This is a genomic window from Pseudomonas sp. MDT1-16, from assembly GCF_054898115.1.
In genome coordinates this window covers 1,212,709-1,232,330 of the sequence record NZ_CM142717.1, presented here as the reverse complement: position 1 = coordinate 1,232,330, position 19,622 = coordinate 1,212,709, and the positions used below count along the sequence as shown (strand labels likewise).

Annotated in this window: 19 protein-coding genes; 8 read left to right on the top strand and 11 right to left on the bottom strand. The window is 60.0% G+C overall.

The window, feature by feature from the left end; genetic code table 11:
• Window positions 1–74: 74 nt before the first annotated feature.
• From rng to mreB, 5 genes are all read right to left on the bottom strand, one after another.
• Window positions 75–1,532 carry a ribonuclease G gene (rng, locus tag ACYZT3_RS05435; protein WP_282375071.1) on the bottom strand — a complete coding sequence of 486 codons (1,458 nt, stop codon included), beginning with the start codon at window positions 1,530–1,532 and terminating at the stop codon, window positions 75–77.
• Between the two features lie 57 nt (window positions 1,533–1,589).
• A complete protein-coding gene (locus ACYZT3_RS05430) occupies window positions 1,590–2,186 on the bottom strand; it encodes a Maf family protein (protein WP_282375070.1) in 597 nt (198 codons plus the stop codon).
• Between the two features lie 50 nt (window positions 2,187–2,236).
• Window positions 2,237–2,728: a rod shape-determining protein MreD gene (gene mreD, locus ACYZT3_RS05425; RefSeq protein ID WP_462031659.1), complete on the bottom strand. Its 492-nt coding sequence runs from the start codon at window positions 2,726–2,728 to the stop codon at window positions 2,237–2,239.
• Complete coding sequence (gene mreC / locus ACYZT3_RS05420) at window positions 2,728–3,810, bottom strand: rod shape-determining protein MreC (RefSeq protein WP_282375326.1); 1,083 nt, start codon at window positions 3,808–3,810, stop codon at window positions 2,728–2,730. The genes mreD and mreC overlap by 1 nt, the downstream gene beginning before the upstream one ends.
• 108 nt (window positions 3,811–3,918) lie before the next feature.
• Complete coding sequence (mreB, locus tag ACYZT3_RS05415; protein WP_002555108.1) at window positions 3,919–4,956, bottom strand: rod shape-determining protein MreB; 1,038 nt, start codon at window positions 4,954–4,956, stop codon at window positions 3,919–3,921.
• Window positions 4,957–5,166: 210 nt separating this feature from the next.
• On the opposite strand from mreB, the gene gatC reads away from it, so the two are divergent.
• The 6 genes from gatC (at window position 5,167) to ACYZT3_RS05385 (ending at window position 10,370) form a co-directional block, all read left to right on the top strand.
• Window positions 5,167–5,454, top strand: coding sequence for an Asp-tRNA(Asn)/Glu-tRNA(Gln) amidotransferase subunit GatC (gene gatC, locus ACYZT3_RS05410; RefSeq protein WP_282375067.1), 288 nt, complete (start codon window positions 5,167–5,169; stop codon window positions 5,452–5,454).
• A 16-nt stretch (window positions 5,455–5,470) separates the two neighbouring features.
• Window positions 5,471–6,922 carry an Asp-tRNA(Asn)/Glu-tRNA(Gln) amidotransferase subunit GatA gene (gatA, locus tag ACYZT3_RS05405; RefSeq protein WP_282375065.1) on the top strand — a complete coding sequence of 484 codons (1,452 nt, stop codon included), beginning with the start codon at window positions 5,471–5,473 and terminating at the stop codon, window positions 6,920–6,922.
• Between the two features lie 10 nt (window positions 6,923–6,932).
• On the top strand, window positions 6,933–8,378 hold the full coding sequence (gene gatB, locus ACYZT3_RS05400; RefSeq protein WP_282375064.1) for an Asp-tRNA(Asn)/Glu-tRNA(Gln) amidotransferase subunit GatB: 1,446 nt from the start codon (window positions 6,933–6,935) through the stop codon (window positions 8,376–8,378).
• A gap of 128 nt (window positions 8,379–8,506) precedes the next feature.
• Window positions 8,507–8,881 (top strand): septal ring lytic transglycosylase RlpA family protein, encoded by a 375-nt coding sequence (locus ACYZT3_RS05395; protein WP_449643217.1) that lies wholly within the window; start codon window positions 8,507–8,509, stop codon window positions 8,879–8,881.
• A gap of 50 nt (window positions 8,882–8,931) precedes the next feature.
• A complete protein-coding gene (locus tag ACYZT3_RS05390) occupies window positions 8,932–9,993 on the top strand; it encodes a calcium/sodium antiporter (RefSeq protein ID WP_462031658.1) in 1,062 nt (353 codons plus the stop codon).
• A complete protein-coding gene (locus ACYZT3_RS05385) occupies window positions 9,990–10,370 on the top strand; it encodes a carboxymuconolactone decarboxylase family protein (RefSeq protein WP_462031657.1) in 381 nt (126 codons plus the stop codon). The genes ACYZT3_RS05390 and ACYZT3_RS05385 overlap by 4 nt, the downstream gene beginning before the upstream one ends.
• Here ACYZT3_RS05385 and ACYZT3_RS05380 read toward each other — a convergent pair.
• From ACYZT3_RS05380 to kdgD, 5 genes are all read right to left on the bottom strand, one after another.
• Window positions 10,367–11,308, bottom strand: coding sequence for an AEC family transporter (locus ACYZT3_RS05380; protein ID WP_462031656.1), 942 nt, complete (start codon window positions 11,306–11,308; stop codon window positions 10,367–10,369). The two genes, ACYZT3_RS05385 and ACYZT3_RS05380, sit on opposite strands and share 4 nt — an antisense overlap.
• Window positions 11,309–11,466: 158 nt before the next feature.
• The gene (gene garD / locus ACYZT3_RS05375; protein ID WP_462031655.1) at window positions 11,467–13,020 is read right to left on the bottom strand and encodes a galactarate dehydratase; all 1,554 of its coding nucleotides are present in this window, start codon (window positions 13,018–13,020) and stop codon (window positions 11,467–11,469) included.
• Between the two features lie 11 nt (window positions 13,021–13,031).
• On the bottom strand, window positions 13,032–14,399 hold the full coding sequence (locus tag ACYZT3_RS05370) for an MFS transporter (protein ID WP_462031654.1): 1,368 nt from the start codon (window positions 14,397–14,399) through the stop codon (window positions 13,032–13,034).
• Between the two features lie 181 nt (window positions 14,400–14,580).
• Window positions 14,581–16,026: an aldehyde dehydrogenase family protein gene (locus ACYZT3_RS05365; protein ID WP_462031653.1), complete on the bottom strand. Its 1,446-nt coding sequence runs from the start codon at window positions 16,024–16,026 to the stop codon at window positions 14,581–14,583.
• A gap of 74 nt (window positions 16,027–16,100) precedes the next feature.
• Window positions 16,101–17,012 (bottom strand): 5-dehydro-4-deoxyglucarate dehydratase, encoded by a 912-nt coding sequence (kdgD, locus tag ACYZT3_RS05360; RefSeq protein WP_462031652.1) that lies wholly within the window; start codon window positions 17,010–17,012, stop codon window positions 16,101–16,103.
• Between the two features lie 237 nt (window positions 17,013–17,249).
• On the opposite strand from kdgD, the gene ACYZT3_RS05355 reads away from it, so the two are divergent.
• Both ACYZT3_RS05355 and ACYZT3_RS05350 read left to right on the top strand, forming a co-directional pair.
• A complete protein-coding gene (locus ACYZT3_RS05355) occupies window positions 17,250–18,542 on the top strand; it encodes a phospholipase (RefSeq protein WP_462031651.1) in 1,293 nt (430 codons plus the stop codon).
• Between the two features lie 14 nt (window positions 18,543–18,556).
• Window positions 18,557–18,748 (top strand): hypothetical protein, encoded by a 192-nt coding sequence (locus ACYZT3_RS05350; RefSeq protein ID WP_462031650.1) that lies wholly within the window; start codon window positions 18,557–18,559, stop codon window positions 18,746–18,748.
• 42 nt (window positions 18,749–18,790) lie between these two features.
• Here ACYZT3_RS05350 and ACYZT3_RS05345 read toward each other — a convergent pair whose 3' ends face one another.
• The gene (locus ACYZT3_RS05345; RefSeq protein ID WP_046045828.1) at window positions 18,791–19,540 is read right to left on the bottom strand and encodes a FadR/GntR family transcriptional regulator; all 750 of its coding nucleotides are present in this window, start codon (window positions 19,538–19,540) and stop codon (window positions 18,791–18,793) included.
• Between the last annotated feature and the right edge of the window lie 82 nt (window positions 19,541–19,622).

Here is a 19,622-nt window from a genome sequence, read left to right as displayed (position 1 = left end):
TCAGTTGGCTCCCATGGCAAAAATACTGCAAAAAGCTGAGGCCAGCCGTTCTAGTAGGTTAGAAATACAACGATTCAGAGCAGCACCACGTCGTATTGTTCCTGGGAGTACATGGTTTCCACCTGGAACCGAATGGTGCGCCCGATAAAACCTTCGAGCTCGGCGACATTGCCCGATTCTTCATCGAGCAGACGGTCGACCACTTTCTGGTTTGCCAATACACGATAGCCTTCCGCCTGATAGGCGCGAGCCTCTCGGAGGATTTCGCGGAAAATCTCGTAGCAAACGGTTTCCGGCGTCTTGAGCTTGCCGCGACCCTGACAGCTGCTGCACGGCTCGCACAGCACTTGTTCGAGACTTTCGCGGGTGCGCTTGCGAGTCATCTGCACAAGGCCCAGCTCGGTGATGCCGATGATGTTGGTCTTGGCGTGATCGCGCTCCAGTTGCTTCTCGAGTGTGCGCAGCACCTGACGCTGGTGCTCTTCATCTTCCATGTCGATGAAATCGATGATGATGATCCCGCCCAGGTTGCGCAGGCGCAGCTGACGAGCGATGGCGGTTGCCGCTTCGAGGTTGGTCTTGAAGATGGTTTCTTCGAGGTTGCGATGACCGACGAACGCCCCGGTGTTGACGTCGATAGTGCTCATGGCTTCCGCCGGATCGACCACCAGATAACCGCCGGACTTCAGCGGGACTTTGCGTTCCAGGGCTTTCTGAATCTCGTCTTCGACGCCGTACAGGTCGAAGATCGGCCGTTCCCCCGGGTAATGCTCAAGACGATCGGCGATTTCCGGCATCAGTTCAGCGACAAACTGTGTGGTTTTCTGGAAGGTTTCCCGGGAGTCGATCCTGATCTTCTCGATCTTCGGGCTCACCAGGTCACGCAAGGTGCGCAGCGCCAGGCCGAGATCTTCGTAGATCACACTGGGTGCGCTGATGGTTTTGATCTGCTCGTTGATCTGATCCCAGAGACGGCGCAGGTAGCGGATGTCCATGAGGATTTCATCGGCGCCGGCACCTTCGGCGGCGGTACGCAGGATGAAGCCTCCCGCCTCTTTGATGCCTTCTTTGGCCACGCAATCGGTGACCACTTGCTTGAGTCGATCGCGCTCGGCTTCGTCTTCGATCTTCAATGAAATGCCGACGTGCGCAGTGCGCGGCATGTACACCAGATAACGCGACGGAATCGACAGCTGAGTCGTCAGGCGTGCGCCTTTGGAGCCGATCGGGTCCTTGGTGACTTGCACCACCAGGCTCTGGCCTTCGTGAACCAGCGCGCTGATGCTCTCCACCGCAGGGCCTTCGCGCAGGGAAATTTCCGAGGCATGAATGAACGCGGCGCGGTCCAGACCAATGTCGACGAATGCCGCCTGCATGCCCGGCAAGACCCGCACGACCTTGCCTTTATAGATGTTGCCGACGATCCCGCGTTTTTGCGTGCGCTCGACGTGGACCTCTTGCAGAACACCGTTTTCAACCACCGCCACGCGCGATTCCATCGGCGTGATGTTGATCAGGATCTCTTCACTCATGGCAGGGTCTCGTTCAGGCATGTTCACGATAATGGCCGCATCTTGTCAGTACGACGCTCAACGCGCGTTAAGGGTTTGCCAACAGGGTATGCCGAAATGGCCGAGCAGCTCAGCGGTTTCGCACAGCGGCAACCCGACCACCGCCGAGTAACTGCCATTGAGGCCGGCGACAAACACTGCGCCGAGCCCTTGAATGCCATAGCCGCCGGCCTTGTCCTGCGGCTCGCCGCTGGCCCAGTAGGCCACCGCTTCATCACGACTGATGTTGCGAAAACGCACCAGACTGCGCACGACCCGAGACTCGCAACGCTCACCCTCTCGCACCGCAATCGCCGTCAGGACTTCATGCTCACAACCGGACAACAACATAAGCATGGCGCACGCTTGCGCTTCATCAACCGGTTTGCCAAGAATTTTCCCGTCCAGTACCACGGCGGTATCGGCGCCCAGCACGCAAAAATCTGCCTCGGACACGACAGTCCCGCGCCCGGCCTCGGCTTTGCCGCGCGCCAGGCGCTCGACGTAAGCCGACGGGGATTCATCACTTAAAGGGGTTTCATCGATGTCCGCGCTGATGGCGCAGAACGGCACGCCGATCTGCGTGAGCAGTTCACGCCGACGCGGCGAGCCTGAGGCCAGATATAGCTGTTTCATCAAGACATCTCCCTGTCCAGTGCCCTGGTGCGGGCAAATGCCTGACCGAATTAATTGATTTTGTAGCGTCGACGCAAACCGCGCAAACCGTAGCTGATCCATGGCCACAGCAACGCACTGACCAATGCCGGCAAGACCAGCGCCAGCGTCGGCTGACGATTGCCGGTCAGGGCGCTGAGCCATAGTTGTATAAGCTGCGCGAGGCCGAAGATCACCAGGATCACCAGGCTCTGTTGCCACATCGGAAACATGCGCAGACGCTGTTGCAGCGCCAGCACCAGATACGTGATCAGCGTCAGGATCAACGCGTTCTGGCCCAGCAGCGTGCCATAGAGCACGTCTTCGGCCAGGCCCAGGCACCACGCGGTGACCATCCCGACTTTCTGTGGCATGGCCAACGCCCAGAACGCCAGCAACAGGGCCAGCCACAGAGGACGGAGGATTTCCATGAATTGCGGCAGCGGCGAAATGCTGAGCAGCAGGCCGATGGCGAAGGTCAGCCAGACGATCCAGCCGTTTCGGGATGCAGTAGCACCGACCATTATTCTCGTCCCCCAGTGGTAGCCGGCGCGGAGACAGGCGGTTTGGCAGCAGGCTTCACGGCAGCAGAATGAGTTGCCACAGGTTTGGCCGGGGTTGCGGCAGCCGGGGCAGTCGTCGGCGCAACCGGAGTCGCGGGCGCAGCAACAGCAGCCGGAACGATGGCAGGTTTGGGCACGGTCGCTGGAATGATGGGCCCACCACCGTGCTGGTCCAGAGCCTCTTGCGCCTGGGCGGCTTCATTGGCGCGCTCTTCGGCTGTGCGGCCGTCGGTGAACACCAGCAGCAGGTAACGGCTGCGGTTCAAGGCGGCGGTCGGAACGGCACGTACAATGGCGAACGGCTGACCGGAATCGTGAATCACTTCCTTGACCGTCGCCACCGGGTAACCCGCCGGGAACCGCTGACCCAGACCGGAGCTGACCAGCAGATCGCCTTCTTTAATGTCGGCGGTATCGGCCACGTGACGCAGCTCCAGGCGTTCCGGGTTGCCGGTGCCGCTGGCAATCGCCCGCAGGCCGTTGCGGTTCACCTGCACCGGAATGCTGTGAGTGGTGTCGGTCAGCAGCAGCACACGAGAGGTGTACGGCATCAACTCGACCACCTGGCCCATCAGGCCACGGGCATCAAGTACCGGCTGACCAAGGACCACACCGTCACGCTCACCTTTATTGATGATGATGCGATGGGTGAAGGGATTGGGGTCCATGCCGATCAACTCGGCCACTTCGACCTTCTCGTTGACCAGTGCGGAGGAGTTGAGCAACTCGCGCAGCCGAACGTTCTGCTCGGTGAGGGCGGCAAGCTTTTGCATGCGGCCCTGCAACAGCAGGTTTTCGGTTTTGAGTTTTTCGTTTTCGGCGACGAGCTCGGTTCGGCTGCCAAATTGGCTGGACACACCCTGCCATAGCCGCTGCGGCAGGTCGGTGATCCAGTAGGACTGCATCAGCACCAGCGACATTTGGCTACGCACCGGCTTGAGCAGTGTGAAGCGGGCATCGACCACCATCAGTGCGACCGATAGCACGACCAGCACCAACAAGCGCACGCCCAGTGAAGGCCCTTTGGTGAAAAGCGGTTTAATAAGCCGCTCCTCCCAGGCAAATGTTCTCTTTATTCATACGGCATCAAACCGGCCTGGATGCAGACTGACAGAAGATAAACGCCAACAGCATAGATGCGACCGGCGAAATCACTCGCTGGAAAGCAGGTCCATGGTGTGTTTATCCATCATTTCCAATGCACGGCCACCGCCGCGAGCAACGCAGGTCAGCGGGTCTTCGGCAACGATCACCGGCAGACCGGTTTCCTGCGCCAGCAACTTGTCGAGGTCACGCAGCAAGGCGCCACCACCGGTCAGCACCAGACCACGCTCGGCGATATCGGAAGCCAGTTCTGGAGGCGATTGCTCCAGCGCACTTTTCACAGCCTGAACGATGGTGGCCAGGGACTCTTGCAGAGCTTCCAGCACTTCATTGGAGTTCAGGGTGAATGCGCGTGGAACGCCTTCGGCCAGGTTACGGCCACGAACGTCGACTTCGCGAACTTCGCCGCCCGGGTAGGCTGTACCGATTTCCTGCTTGATGCGCTCGGCCGTGGATTCGCCGATCAGGCTGCCGTAGTTGCGACGCACGTAAGTGATGATCGCTTCGTCGAAGCGGTCGCCGCCAACCCGTACGGATTCGGCGTAAACCACACCGTTCAGGGAGATCAGTGCGATTTCAGTAGTACCACCACCGATATCGACAACCATCGAGCCGCGAGCTTCTTCAACCGGCAGGCCGGCACCGATCGCAGCCGCCATTGGCTCTTCGATCAGGAACACTTCACGGGCACCGGCACCGAGGGCCGATTCACGGATGGCACGACGCTCAACCTGGGTGGATTTGCACGGAACGCAGATCAACACACGAGGGCTAGGCTGCAGGAAGCTGTTTTCGTGAACCTTGTTGATAAAGTACTGCAGCATCTTTTCGCAAACGCTGAAGTCGGCGATCACGCCGTCCTTCATCGGACGAATGGCAGCAATGTTGCCCGGCGTACGGCCGAGCATGCGCTTGGCCTCGGTGCCGACAGCAACGACACTTTTCTGGTTACCGTGTGTCCGAATAGCCACAACCGAGGGCTCATTCAGGACGATACCGCGCTCGCGCACGTAAATAAGGGTGTTGGCAGTGCCCAGGTCAATGGAAAGATCGCTGGAAAACATGCCACGCAGTTTCTTGAACATGGGAAAGGGACCCTAGGCAACGCGTGGGTAAAAAAGTGCGGCAAACTCTAACAACGACAGGGATTTTGGGCAAGGCGCCAATATGTTAAATTGGCCGCTTTTCTGTGCACCAACCCCCACAATCGCGGCCTTATGACCGTAGAAATGCGGTAGTGTTCCGACAATCTAACACACGGACGCCGTCCGTTCTGTTTTCCACTGGAGATTCCCATGGCGCTTGAACGCTCCGACGTGGAAAAAATCGCTCATCTGGCCTGTCTGGGCCTTAATGATGCCGATCTTCCACATATTACTTCGGCCCTGAACAGTATTCTGGCGCTGGTCGACGAAATGCAGGCGGTCAATACCGACGGTATCGAGCCGCTCGCCCACCCACTGGAAGCCAGCCAGCGCCTGCGTGCAGACGTTGTGACCGAGACCAATCATCGCGAGGCCTATCAGTCCATCGCACCAGCGGTCGAAAACGGCCTGTACCTGGTTCCGAAAGTCATCGACTAAAGGGAAAGAGCCTGCAATGCATCAATTGACTCTGGCCGAGATCGCCCGCGGACTCGCCGATAAAAAGTTTTCTTCCGAAGAGCTGACCAAAACCCTGCTGGCGCGTATCGTCCAGCTCGATCCGCAGCTCAACAGTTTTATCAGCCTCACCGAGGACCTGGCGCTCCAGCAGGCGAAAGCCGCTGACGCACGCCGCGCCAAGGGTGAGAGCGGCGCCCTGCTCGGCGCGCCGATCGCGCACAAAGACCTGTTCTGCACCCAGGGTATCCGCACCAGCTGCGGTTCGAAGATGCTCGACAATTTTAAAGCGCCGTACGACGCCACTGTCGTTGCCAAGCTGGCCGCTGCCGGGGCCGTGACTCTGGGCAAGACCAACATGGACGAATTCGCCATGGGTTCGGCCAACGAGTCGAGCTACTACGGCCCGGTGAAAAACCCGTGGAACCTTGAATACGTACCGGGCGGTTCGTCCGGCGGTTCGGCGGCTGCGGTTGCCGCGCGCCTGCTGCCTGCGGCCACCGGCACTGACACGGGTGGCTCGATCCGACAGCCCGCCGCACTGACCAACCTCACCGGCCTGAAACCGACGTACGGTCGCGTTTCGCGCTGGGGCATGATCGCCTACGCCTCCAGCCTCGATCAGGGCGGCCCTCTGGCCCGCACCGCCGAAGACTGCGCGATCCTGTTGCAAGGCATGGCCGGTTTCGACCCGCAAGACTCCACCAGCATCGACGAGCCCGTGCCTGATTACAGCGCCGGCCTCAACGGTTCGCTGCAAGGCCTGCGCATCGGCGTGCCGAAGGAGTACTTCAGCGCCGGCCTGGACCCGCGCATCGCCGACCTGGTCATGGCCAGTGTCGAAGAGCTGAAAAAGCTCGGCGCCGTGGTCAAGGAAATCAGCCTGCCGAACATGCAGCACGCAATCCCTGCGTACTACGTGATCGCGCCGGCAGAAGCCTCTTCCAACCTGTCGCGTTTCGACGGCGTGCGCTTCGGCCATCGCTGCGAAGATCCGAAGAATCTGGAAGACCTGTACAAACGTTCCCGTGGCGAAGGTTTCGGCCCGGAAGTACAGCGCCGGATCATGGTCGGTGCCTACGCGTTGTCGGCCGGTTACTACGACGCCTACTACCTGAAGGCCCAAAAGATTCGTCGCTTGATCAAGAACGACTTCATGGCAGCCTTTAATGAGGTCGACATCATCCTCGGCCCAACCACACCGAACCCGGCCTGGAAGCTCGGCGCCAAGAACAGCGACCCGGTTGCTGCTTACCTGGAAGACGTCTACACCATCACCGCCAACCTCGCCGGCCTGCCGGGCTTGTCCATGCCTGCTGGTTTCGTCGATGGCCTGCCGGTGGGCGTGCAATTGCTCGCCCCGTATTTCCAGGAAGGTCGCCTGTTGAACGTTGCCCATCAGTATCAGCAAAACACTGACTGGCACACCCGCACCCCAACCGGCTTCTGAGGAGAAACACATGCAATGGGAAGTCGTGATCGGGCTGGAGATTCACACCCAGCTCACCACCCGGTCGAAAATCTTTTCCGGTAGCTCCACCACGTTTGGTTCCGAGCCGAACACCCAAGCCAGCCTGGTTGACCTCGGCATGCCCGGCGTATTGCCGGTGCTGAACCAGGAAGCGGTGCGCATGGCGGTGATGTTCGGTCTGGCGATTGATGCCGAGATCGGCCAGCACAACGTGTTCGCCCGTAAAAACTATTTCTACCCGGACCTGCCCAAGGGCTACCAGATCAGCCAGATGGAATTGCCGATCGTTGGCAAGGGTCACCTGGACATCGCCATGGACGACGGCACGATCAAACGTGTCGGCGTCACCCGTGCGCACCTGGAAGAAGACGCCGGTAAAAGCCTGCACGAAGAGTTCACCGGTGCCACCGGCATCGACCTGAACCGCGCTGGCACGCCGCTGCTGGAAATCGTTTCCGAGCCTGACATGCGCAGCGCCAAGGAAGCCGTGGCTTACGTCAAGACGGTCCACGCGCTGGTGCGTTACCTCGGCATCTGCGACGGCAACATGGCCGAAGGCTCGCTGCGTTGCGACTGCAACGTGTCGATCCGTCCGAAGGGCCAGGTTGAATATGGCACGCGCTGCGAGATCAAGAACGTCAACTCGTTCCGCTTCATCGAGAAGGCGATCAACAGCGAAGTGCAGCGTCAGATCGAACTGATCGAAGACGGCGGCAAGGTGATCCAGCAAACCCGCCTTTACGATCCGAACAAGGACGAAACCCGTCCGATGCGCAGCAAAGAGGAAGCTAACGACTACCGCTACTTCCCCGATCCGGACTTGCTGCCGGTGGTCATCGAAGACTCGTTCCTCGACGACGTGCGCGCCACCCTGCCGGAATTGCCACCGCAGAAACGCGAGCGCTTCCAGGCGCAGTTCGGTCTGTCGGTCTACGACGCCAGCGTCCTGGCCACCAGCCGCGAGCAAGCCGATTACTTCGAGACAGTCGTGAGCATCGGCGGCGACGCCAAGCTGGCGGCCAACTGGGTCATGGTTGAATTGGGCAGCCTGTTGAACAAACAGGGCCTGGACATTGATCAGTCGCCGGTCTTGGCCGAGCAATTGGGCGGCATGCTGCTGCGCATCTCCGACAACACCATCTCCGGCAAAATCGCCAAGGTGGTCTTTGAAGCCATGGCCAACGGCGAAGGCAGTGCGGACGAGATCATCGACAAGCGCGGTCTGAAGCAAGTGACCGACACGGGCGCGATCTCTGCGGTGCTCGACGAGATGCTCGCGGCCAACGCCGAACAAGTTGAACAATACCGCGCGGCAGACGAAGCCAAACGCGGCAAGATGTTCGGCTTCTTCGTCGGCCAGGCCATGAAAGCCTCCAAAGGCAAGGCCAACCCGCAACAGGTCAACGAACTGCTGAAAAGCAAGCTCGAAGGCTAACCACAGTGATCGTTCCCACGCTCCCGCGTGGGTACGCTTCATTGGACGCTCTGCGTCCGCTTTTGTGACGCCGAGCGTCACGGGCTGCATTCCCACGCGGAGCGTGGGAACGATCATGGGGTCACCTAATGAAGCGTCTACTGGGTGCCTGCGCCCTGCTCTCTCTGCTGGCCGGTTGCGCCAGCACCGATGCCATCGATCCACACGGCTACGACAAGACCGGTGTTGCCTCTTATTACGGCGCCAAACACCAAGGTAAACGCACCGCCAGCGGCGAGCGTTTCAACAAGAATTCCCTGACCGCCGCCCACCGCCAGCTACCCTTTGGCACACGGGTGAAGGTCACCAATCTGAATACCGACAGATCCTGTGTAGTGCGCATCAACGATCGCGGGCCACATACCCGTGGACGTCTGATCGATGTTTCACACGAGGCCGCCGAACAACTGGGTATGCTCAGAAGCGGCACCGCACGGGTTCGCGTGCAAGCCCTCGACGACTGACTGATGGAGCGCCGACCATTTTCGGACTTGCCGATTTACCCCTGATCAGCGTGATTGAATTGCTCAGCGGCTTGCTGTTGCTGATCGTCGGCGCCGAGCTGATGGTGCGTGGCGCCGTGCGCCTCGCCGCGCGCCTGCATGTACGACCGCTGATTATCGGCCTGACCATCGTCGCCCTCGGCAGCAGCGCACCGCAGATGGCGGTCAGCGTGCAAGCCACCCTGGCGCAGAACGCCGACATCGCCGTCGGCAGCGTGATCGGCAGTAGCATCTTTAACATCCTCGTCACCCTCGGACTCTCGGCGATGATCATTCCGCTGCGGGTTTCACGGCAACTGGTGCGCCTGGATATTCCGCTGATGATCGGCGCCAGCCTGCTGGTGTTCGTATTGGCCTGGAACAAAGAACTGACCCGCGCCGACGGCGTGATGCTGCTGGCGGCTCTGGCGCTGTATCTGGGCCTGCTGCTGCGCCAGTCGCGGCACTCGGCCCGTCCGCAATCGACGACTCACGAAGTCCCGCAAGCACCCTGGATCAGCAGCTTGCTGATGATCGTCAGCGGATTGGCGATGCTGGTCTACGCCGGGCACTTGCTGTTGGGCGCGGCGGTTTCGGTCGCGACCGATCTCGGGCTGTCGGAACGCATCATCGGCCTGACCATCGTCGCTGTCAGTACCTCCCTGCCGGAACTGGCCACCTCGTTGATTGCCGCCTTGCGCGGTCAGCGCGACATCGCCGTGGGCAACGTGATCGGCAGCAACCTGTTCAACCTCTTGGGCGTATTGGGCTTCACCGCGTTGATCGCGCCGTCGCCGCTGTCGGTATCGCCCAACGCCCTGGATTTCGACTTGCCGGTAATGCTCGGCGTCGCGGTGTTGTGCCTGCCGGTGTTCTATTCCGGTTACCGGGTGACCCGCGCCGAAGGTCTGATGTTTTTGGGTTTGTATCTGGCTTACGGTCTGCACGTGGTGTCGTTCACCACCGGCATGCCGCTGGCCGGCAAGCTTGAACACCTGATGCTGTTTTTTGCCCTGCCGGCGCTGGTGGCGTTTTTGCTGTTCACGTCGCTGCGCGCCTGGCGTCGCCAACACCACAAGAGTGAATTGCCATGACCGATGATAGAAAGCCTGGCGTTGAAGTACGCCGCCAAGTGATGGGCGACGCCTTCGTCGACCGCGCGCTGGGCAATACCACCGAGTTCACTCAACCGCTGCAGGATTTCGTCAACGAGCACGCCTGGGGCAGCGTCTGGAACCGCGAAGGTCTGCCATTGAAAACCCGCAGCCTGATCACCCTCGCCGCGCTGACCGCATTGAAGTGCCCGCAGGAATTGAAAGGTCACGTGCGTGGTGCGCTGAACAATGGCTGCACCGTGGAAGAGATTCGTGAAGCGCTGCTGCATTGCGCGGTGTATGCCGGTGTTCCGGCGGCAATCGATGCGTTTCGGGCGGCGCAGGAAGTGATCGACAGCTACCAAAAAGCCGACTAGATCCACCCGCCCCACTGCAACAAGAAGATCCCGATGTTGGTGGTGACCGCGGCCATCAAGGTGGTGATCACGATGATCGCTGCCGCCAGTTCATGATTGCCATTGGCCTGACGGGCCATGACAAAACTGGCCGCGGCGGTCGGGCTGCCGAAGTACAGGAATAGAATCCCCAACTCCGCACCACGAAAGCCCCAGAGCCACGCCCCCAGTGTTGCAAGAACCGGCAGGCCGATCATCTTCACCAGGCTTGAGCTCAGCGCCAGGTTGCCGCTTTTGCGCAGTGCCGCCAGTGACAGCGTGCCGCCGATACAGATCAACGCCAATGGCAGGGTGGTTTGCGCCAGATACTGGCCGGACGTCTCCAGCCATCCCGGCAAGCTGATCTTGAAGTAGGCAAACGGCGCCGCCACCAACACGCTGATGATCAGCGGATTGACCATCACGCTTTTGCAGATGCTCCAAGGGTCGGACTTGATCACCGGGCTGTAAACCGCCAGCACAATGGTCGAGAGCGTGTTGTAAAACAGGATCACCAACGCCGCGAGAATCGCCCCGAGGGAAATCCCGTAGTCGCCGTACATGCTCGCTGCCAGTGCGAGGCCGATCACCCCGTTGTTGCCGCGAAATGCGCCTTGGGTATAAATCCCCCGGTCCTCCCACGGGCACTTCCAGATCGCCCAGCCCCAGGCGATGGCGAAACTCGCCAGGGTGGCGAGCGAGAAATAGATCAGCAGTGCCGGTTGCAACGCAGCGTGCAGGTCGGCATGCAGGATGCCCAGAAACAGCAACGCCGGCATGGTGACGTTGAACACCAGGGCCGACGCAGTGTGGATAAAGTTGTCGTTGATCCAGTCGATGCGCTTGAGCAGCACACCCAGAAACAGCATGGCAAACACCGGCGCGGTGATGTTCAGGGTTTCGAGGAAGATAGCCAGCATGCCGGGGGTAACCTTGGGTGAGCGTCGTTAGGGGGCTAATGATAAGCCACCAAGTCCTCTGGCGCCTGTTAAACCGCCTTCGCGGGCAAGCCTCGCTCCTACAGGGGATCACCGAACCTGTGGAGCGAGGCTTGCCCGCGAAGAACGATAACGCGGTCTTAGGTGATGGGCGCAGGGTTGAACAAGGTAATGTCGTTATGCAGCCTGTGCTTCTCCGCCCACGTCTGCTTCTTGCCGCTGGCCACATCCAGGTAATAGTGAAACAACTCCCAGCCGAGGTCTTCAATCGAGGCCCGCCCGGTCGCAATCCGCCCGGCATCGATGTCGATCAGGTCCGGCCAACGCTGCGCCAGTTCGGTCCGGGTCGACACCTTCACCACCGGCGCCATTGCCAGCCCATAAGGCGTACCGCGCCCGGTGGTGAACACATGCAGGTTCATCCCTGCCGCCAATTGCAACGTCCCGCAGACAAAATCACTGGCCGGGGTCGCACAGAAGATCAGCCCTTTGCGCTTGAAACGCTCGCCAGGGCCCAGCACCCCATTGATCGCGCTGCTGCCGGATTTGACGATCGAGCCCAATGACTTCTCGACAATGTTCGACAATCCGCCCTTCTTGTTCCCCGGCGTGGTGTTGGCGCTACGATCCGCTTCACCCTTGGCCAGATAACGGTCGTACCAGTCCATTTCCCGCACCAGTTCCTGAGCCACTTCCTCGGTTTCCGCACGGGACGTCAGCAGGTAAATGGCGTCGCGCACTTCGGTGACTTCGGAAAACATCACCGTCGCGCCCGCCCGCAGCAGCAGGTCCGAGGCATAGCCCAACGCCGGGTTGGCGGTGATGCCGGAAAACGCATCGCTGCCGCCGCACTGCATGCCGAGAATCAGCTCGGACGCCGGCACCGTTTCCCGGCGACGCTGATCGAGTTTCTTCAAACGGGTCTCGGCCAACGCCATGATCTGCTCGATCATCTCAGTGAAACCGTGACTGGAATCCTGCAAGCGGTACAGCCACGGATCGCTCAAATCCACCGAGCTGTCGTTCTCGTGCATCACCTGCCCGGCCTGCAATTTCTCGCAGCCGAGGCTGATCACCAGCGCTTCGCCACCCAGGTTCGGATTACGCGCCAGGTTGCGCACGGTACGGATCGGGATGTACGCGTCAGTCGCAGTAATCGCCACGCCACAGCCGTAGCTGTGGGTCAGCGCGACCACGTCATCGACGTTCGCGTACTTGGGCAGCAACTCGTCCTTGATGCGCTTGACCGCATGATCGAGCACGCCAGTGACGCACTGAACCGTCGTGGTAATCCCCAGAATGTTGCGCGTGCCGACGGTGCCGTCGGCGTTGCGATAACCCTCGAACGTAAAGCCTTCCAGCGGTGCCTGCGCCGCCGGCACTTCGGTGGACAGCGGCAAACTGTCCAGCGGTGGCGCGGTGGGCATGCGCAGTTGATCTTCCTTGACCCAGCTGCCGCGCGGAATCGGCTGCAACGCGTAGCCAATGGTCTGGCCGTAACGAATCACCTGGCCGCCCTCGGAAATGTCTTCCAGGGTGACCTTGTGGCTCTGTGGCACGAAGTCCAGGGTCACCAGACCGTCCGCAAATTTGGTGCCGGCGGGCACGCCCTGGTCATTGACCACGATCACTACGTTGTCCCGCGCGTGCAAGCGGATGTAGCGCGGCGAGTCGGAATGTTCAATCAACTGCATGACGCCGCTCCTCAAGAATGCGCTTGTGACAATTTGCTATTGGTTTCAGGCCCACTGACTGGCGGCTCTTTGAGGACCACACGTTTGATCGGCCCCACGATCACCAGGTAGCTGAACACCGCCACCAGGGCGTTGCAACCGACAAACACCAGCGCCCATTTGAACGAACCGGTGGAGCTGATGATGTAACCGATCACGATTGGCGTGGTGATCGAAGCGATGTTGCCGAAGGTGTTGAACAAACCACCGCTGAGACCGGCGATCTGCTTCGGCGACGTGTCAGACACCACCGCCCAACCCAACGCGCCCACGCCTTTACCGAAGAACGCCAAGGCCATGAAACCGACGACCATCCATTCAACATCGACATAGTTGCAGGCCACGATGCTGCTGGAGACCAGCAAACCAGCAATGATCGGCGCCTTGCGGGCGAAGGTCAGGGAATGCCCCTTGCGCAGCAGGTAGTCGGAAATCACCCCACCAAGCACACCACCGATAAAGCCGCAGATCGCTGGCAACGAGGCAATGAAACCGGCCTTGAGGATGGTCATGCCGCGTTCCTGCACCAGGTACACCGGGAACCAGGTCAGGAAGAAGTAGGTGATGCCGTTGATGCAGTATTGGCCCAGATACACGCCGAGCATCATGCGGTTGGTCAGCAGCTGGCGGATGTAGTCCCACTTCGGACCGTCGGCCTTGGCGCCTTTGCCTTTGTCCTGGTCCATGTCGACCATGCCGCCGTTGTCGGCGATGTGTTTGAACTCGGCATCATTGATCATCGGGTGTTGGCGCGGGCTGTGGATAACCTTCAGCCAGATCCCCGAGAAGATAATGCCGATCACGCCCATGACGATGAACACGTGCTGCCAGCCGAAGCTGTAGACGATCCAACCCATCAGTGGCGCAAACAGCACCGTGGCGAAGTATTGCGCCGAGTTGAAAATCGCAGACGCCGTACCGCGTTCAGCGGTCGGGAACCAGGCCGCAACGATGCGCGCGTTACCGGGGAAGGATGGCGCTTCGGCCAGGCCCACCAGGAAGCGCAGCATGAACAGCGCAACCACCGCCGTGGACACGCCGAACTCACCGACATAGCCCTGCAACACGGTGAACAGCGACCAGGTGAAAATGCTCAGCGCGTAGATTTTTTTCGAGCCAAAACGGTCCAGCAGCCAGCCACCGGGAATTTGCCCGGCCACGTAGGCCCAACCGAATGCAGAAAAGATATAACCAAGGGTGACCGCGTCGATGCCGAGGTCTTTTTGCAGGCTGGAGCCCGCGATGGCGATAGTGGCCCGGTCGGCGTAGTTGATCGTGGTCACCAGAAACAGCATGAGCAGGATCAAATAGCGGACGTGGGTCGGCTTGGGCGCTTGCATGTAGATGTACTCCCACTGATTATTTTTATGCGCGGGTGAAACGGCTGTGTTCCCTGTAGCAGCTGTCGAGTGAAACGAGGCTGCGATCTTTGCTTTTCAGGATCAAAAGATCGCAGCCTCGTTTCACTCGACAGCTGCTACAGGGGTTGCGGTATCGATGCCGATACCGCGGTGTTTCCTGTCAGGAGCCGATGTAGCTGGTCTTCACGACGGTGTAGAACTCTTGCGCGTAGCGACCTTGCTCGCGGGAGCCATAGGATGAACCTTTACGCCCACCGAATGGAACGTGGTAATCCACGCCCGCCGTCGGCAGGTTGACCATCACCATCCCCGCCTGGGAGTGGCGTTTGAAGTGGTTGGCGTACTTCAACGATGTGGTGGCGATGCCCGCGGACAGACCGAATTCGGTGTCGTTGGCCATGGCCAGCGCGGCCTCGTAATCCGCTACGCGAACCACGTTGGCGACCGGGCCGAAAATCTCTTCACGGCTGATGCGCATCGCGGCTTCGCTGTCGGCAAACAGGGTTGGCGCGAGGTAGTAGCCTTCGGTATCGCAGGTCACCAGAGCGCCGCCGCTGACCAGACGTGCACCTTCGGACTGGCCGATGTCGATGTACTTCATGTCTTGTTCAAGCTGAGCCTGGGAAACCACCGGACCGATGTCGGTGCCGGTTTTCAGCGCGTGACCGACCTTGATCGACTTCATGCGCTCGGCCACCGCTTCAACGAACTTGTCGTGAATCCCGGCGGTGACGATGAAGCGGCTCGAGGCGGTGCAACGCTGGCCGGTGGAGTAGAACGCGCTCTGTACCGACAGCTCGACCGCTTGCTTGAGGTCGGCGTCGTCGAGAATGATCTGCGGGTTCTTGCCGCCCATTTCCAGCTGAACCTTGGCCTGGCGCGACACGCAGCTGACGGCGATCTGACGACCAACGCCCACGGAACCGGTGAAGCTGATGCCGTCGACTTTTGGACTCTGCACCAGCGCATCGCCCACCACTCGACCGCTGCCCATCACCAGGTTGAACACCCCGGCCGGGAAGCCTGCGCGGGAGATGATTTCGGCCAGCGCCCAAGCGCAACCCGGCACCAGGTCCGCCGGTTTCAGCACGACGCAGTTGCCGTAGGCCAGGGCCGGAGCGATTTTCCACGCCGGGATCGCGATCGGGAAATTCCATGGCGTGATCAGACCGACCACACCCAGCGCTTCGCGCGTCACTTCGACGTTCACACCCGGACGTACCGACGGCATATAGTCGCCGGACAGGCGCAGGCATTCGCCGGCGAAGAACTTGAAGATGTTGCCGGCGCGAGTGACTTCGCCGATGGCCTCAGGCAGGGTCTTGCCCTCTTCCCGGGCCAATAAAGTGCCGAGCTCTTCGCGGCGAGCGAGGATTTCGCTGCCGACTTTGTCCAGCGCATCGTGACGCGCCTGAATGCCCGAAGTCGACCACGCCGGGAACGCGGCGCGAGCGGCGTCGATGGCGGCATGGACTTGAGCCAGATCAGCCTTGGCGTATTCGCCAATGGTATCGGTCAGTTCGGACGGGTTGATGTTGGCGCAGTAATCACTGCCCGCCACCCATTCACCGTTGATGTAGTTATCGAAACGCGTTGTATCAGCCACAGGCTTTCCCCTTAAAAAGAAGTCCTCACACAAAAGGCCGCTGATTGCTCAGCGGCCTTGTTTAATCGGGTGTGTTACTGAGCACCTTGCTGGTCGATCAGCGCGGCGAGCATTTCGTACTCTTCGCCGGTCAGATCGGTCAGCGGCGCCCGCACAGGACCTGCGTCGAAGCCTGCAATTTTTGCCCCGGCCTTGACGATGCTCACCGCGTAACCCGCTTTGCGGTTACGGATGTCCAGGTACGGCAGGAAAAAGTCGTCGATGATCTTGCCAACGGTGGCGTGATCTTCGCGGGCAATGGCGTGATAGAAATCCATCGCGGTTTTCGGGATGAAGTTGAACACCGCCGAGGAGTAAACCGGTACGCCCAGGGCCTTGTAAGCCGCTGCGTAGACTTCGGCGGTCGGCAAACCGCCCAGGTAGCTGAAGCGATCACCGAGGCGACGACGAATCGACACCATCAACTCGATATCGCCCAGGCCATCCTTGTAGCCGATCAGGTTCGGGCAGCGCTCGGCCAGGCGTTCCAGCAATGGCGCGGTCAGGCGGCAGACGTTGCGGTTGTAAACCACCACGCCGATTTTCACCGATTTGCACACGGCTTCAACGTGGGCGGCAACACCGTCCTGGCTGGCTTCGGTCAGGTAGTGCGGCAACAGCAACAGGCCTTTGGCGCCCAGACGCTCAGCTTCCTGTGCGTACTCGATGGCTTGACGGGTCGAACCGCCAACGCCGGCCAGGATCGGCACGCTGGTTTCGCAGGTGTCGACGGCCGTCTTGATGATTTCCGAATATTCACTGGCCGCCAGAGAGAAGAACTCACCGGTGCCGCCCGCGGCGAACAATGCCGAGGCGCCGTATGGGGCCAGCCATTCGAGACGTTTGATGTAGCCCGCGCGATGGAAGTCGCCCTGAGCATTGAAATCGGTAACCGGGAAAGACAGCAGACCGGAAGAGAGGATGGACTTCAGTTCTTGTGGATTCATTATTCGAACACCCTGGGTAGCGACGTATGTGTGTGAGGAAACCATTCAGCTTGCGCCGAAGTTGTAGGTCATCGTACAACTTAAAAAATAACCGTCAACTGCATTTCATCGCCAACCCCAGAATTTGAGTCGGAAAGGTATTTTCTTGACGTAGGAAATTTCTCATCTATGATCCAATTAACTGTATATACATACAGTTACTTTTGATCGTACCGATGACATATCAAGGAGATAGAAATGTCAGGTCTACACACATCCCCGCAGGAAAAACCCAAGCAGGTCATTGCGAATCTGGATGACCTTTTTACCGAGCAGGGCATCGCCATCACTGGCAACGAGTCACTGTTGTTGCAACTGGGTGAGCACAACGATGCGCCCAACGCTTCGGCGGGCAAAGCCTTGAAAGGCAAGCCACAGCTGCGGTTCGAGGGAGGCGAGCACACCGCTATCGGTGACAGCACACTGCTGCGTTTCATCAAGGACGCGCCCGCTATTGCGGCTTCGCAGGTAGAACTGCATTTGCCGAATGGGTTGGCGCTGACTTACGGCCAGATCGTCGCGCTGGGCGGCGATTTTTATGGCATTCCCAATCAACCCATCAGCGAAGGCGCCACCGCTGCGGATCGAATCCAGCGCTTTACCAACGCCTTCAACTCCCTGGCGGTGCTGCCAGCCTCCAATGCCGAGGCAAAGCTGATCCTCGGCGTCATGCAGAAGGAAATCGCTGCCGTTAAACAGGCGATCAAGGACGGTAAACAACCGCACGAAGCGTACGACGCGCTCGGAGATACGTTGTCGGAAGAGTGGAATAAAATCACCGGCGGCGGCAGTTTTGTCTCGGCGCTGTTTCCGCTGGGGCGCTACCTGAAACTGGCCGCCAACAATGCCGATCACTTCGCCGAATGGGCGCTGCTGGCGTATATCGCCGGGCACACCGCAGCGGTGCAGCAAGCGGTGCAGGCCCACAACAGCGACGATGAGAAGCAGTTGGAGCGGGCCTATGCGATGAATGCTTTTGCCGATCACTACCTGACTGACCTGTTTTCCGCCGGCCACCTGCGAGTGCCACGCAAACAATTGGCAGCGGTGGTTACGCCCAACGATCTGGGTTCGTTGATCACTCGTTTCATGCACGACGAAGACAGCAAGTTCGGCCTCAATGTGCGCAACGGCAACGGCGATCAATGGCACGCGTATGGGGACAAGCGCTACTTCGACGCCATCGATAACGCCAACCGCGTCCAGGTGAATCAGGCGGTTCAGGTGTCGGCGGATGAAGTGTTTGCGGCGTACCTCAGCGGGATCGCACCGTCGCCCGGAAGTTTCGCGGCGCTGAAAAAACTGCCTGACCTGCAAGCGGTGCTGAACCCGGCGGGCAATTTCTCGCCGTTGTTCAAGGTCGAGGGTAACAAGGTGCTGCGGCGCAAGGACGTGAACAACCTCAACGACACCGCCACGGTGGACGGCTGGTGGGGCTGGAGCACTTACCTGCTGCTTAAGGACTATAAACCCACTGGCAACGTTGCCTGATAAGGAGATCAAAAATGACTATCAAATTGAAACTGGAATTGGCTTCGGGGCAATCGCTGAAGGGTGCGCCGCTGGAGTTGTTGGCCAAGGGGGTGCCGCTTGCTCGGGGGGTTGTGGATGAGCATGGGAATGTAGCGTTCGATGCCAAACCGGGGGTCGCTGAATTCGCCGTGAGGGTAGATCGTTCAATTCTCAGGACTGGCTAACTCCCCACCTGATCGTTCCTACGCTCTGCGTGGGAACGATCCTTACCCCCGCTGAGCCTCAGCCTCTTCATGCGCATGGCGCAGCCGCTCCCGGCTATTGGTCAGGTGCAAGCGCATGGCCGCCCGGGCCGCATCGGAATCCTGGCGCGCAATCGCATCATAAATCTCTTCGTGCTCACGGCTCAGGCGATTCATGTAGTGCTGCTGATCGTCATGGGCCAGGCGCGCGGAGTTGAGGCGTGTACGCGGAATGATGCTGGTGCCCAGGTGGGTCATGATGTCGGTGAAATAGCGATTGCCCGTCGCCAGGGCGATTTGCAGGTGGAACTGGAAGTCGGACGCCACGGCATCGCTGGCATGGGAGACACTTTCATTCAACGCGTCCAGCGCTGCTCGCATCAACGCCAGCTGTTCGGGGCTGCGGCGTTGCGCGGCAAGGCCGGCGGATTCCACTTCGAGGCTGATGCGCAATTCCAGAATCGCCAGCACATCGCGCAACGTCACCACGGTGGCCGGGTCGATACGGAAACCGCTCGGGCTTGGGGTATCCAGCACGAAGGTGCCGATGCCGTGGCGGGTTTCTACTTGCCCTGCGGCCTGCAGACGCGAAATCGCTTCGCGCACCACGGTGCGACTGACGCCATGGGCATCCATGATCGCCGACTCGGTGGGCAACTTGTCGCCACGTTTGAGGTGACCGTCGCGGATCTGCTCGGACAGCACCGTTACCAGTTCCTGAGCGAGGCTGCGGCGCTTGCGAGGGAGGCGTGGTGCGTCGATCGGGTTTTCCATGGTGAACGTCTTTCTCGAAAGTTGCGGCTGAAACCGCATCATAGCTCAACGCGGTTGTACGATCACCACCGACCCTGTAGAG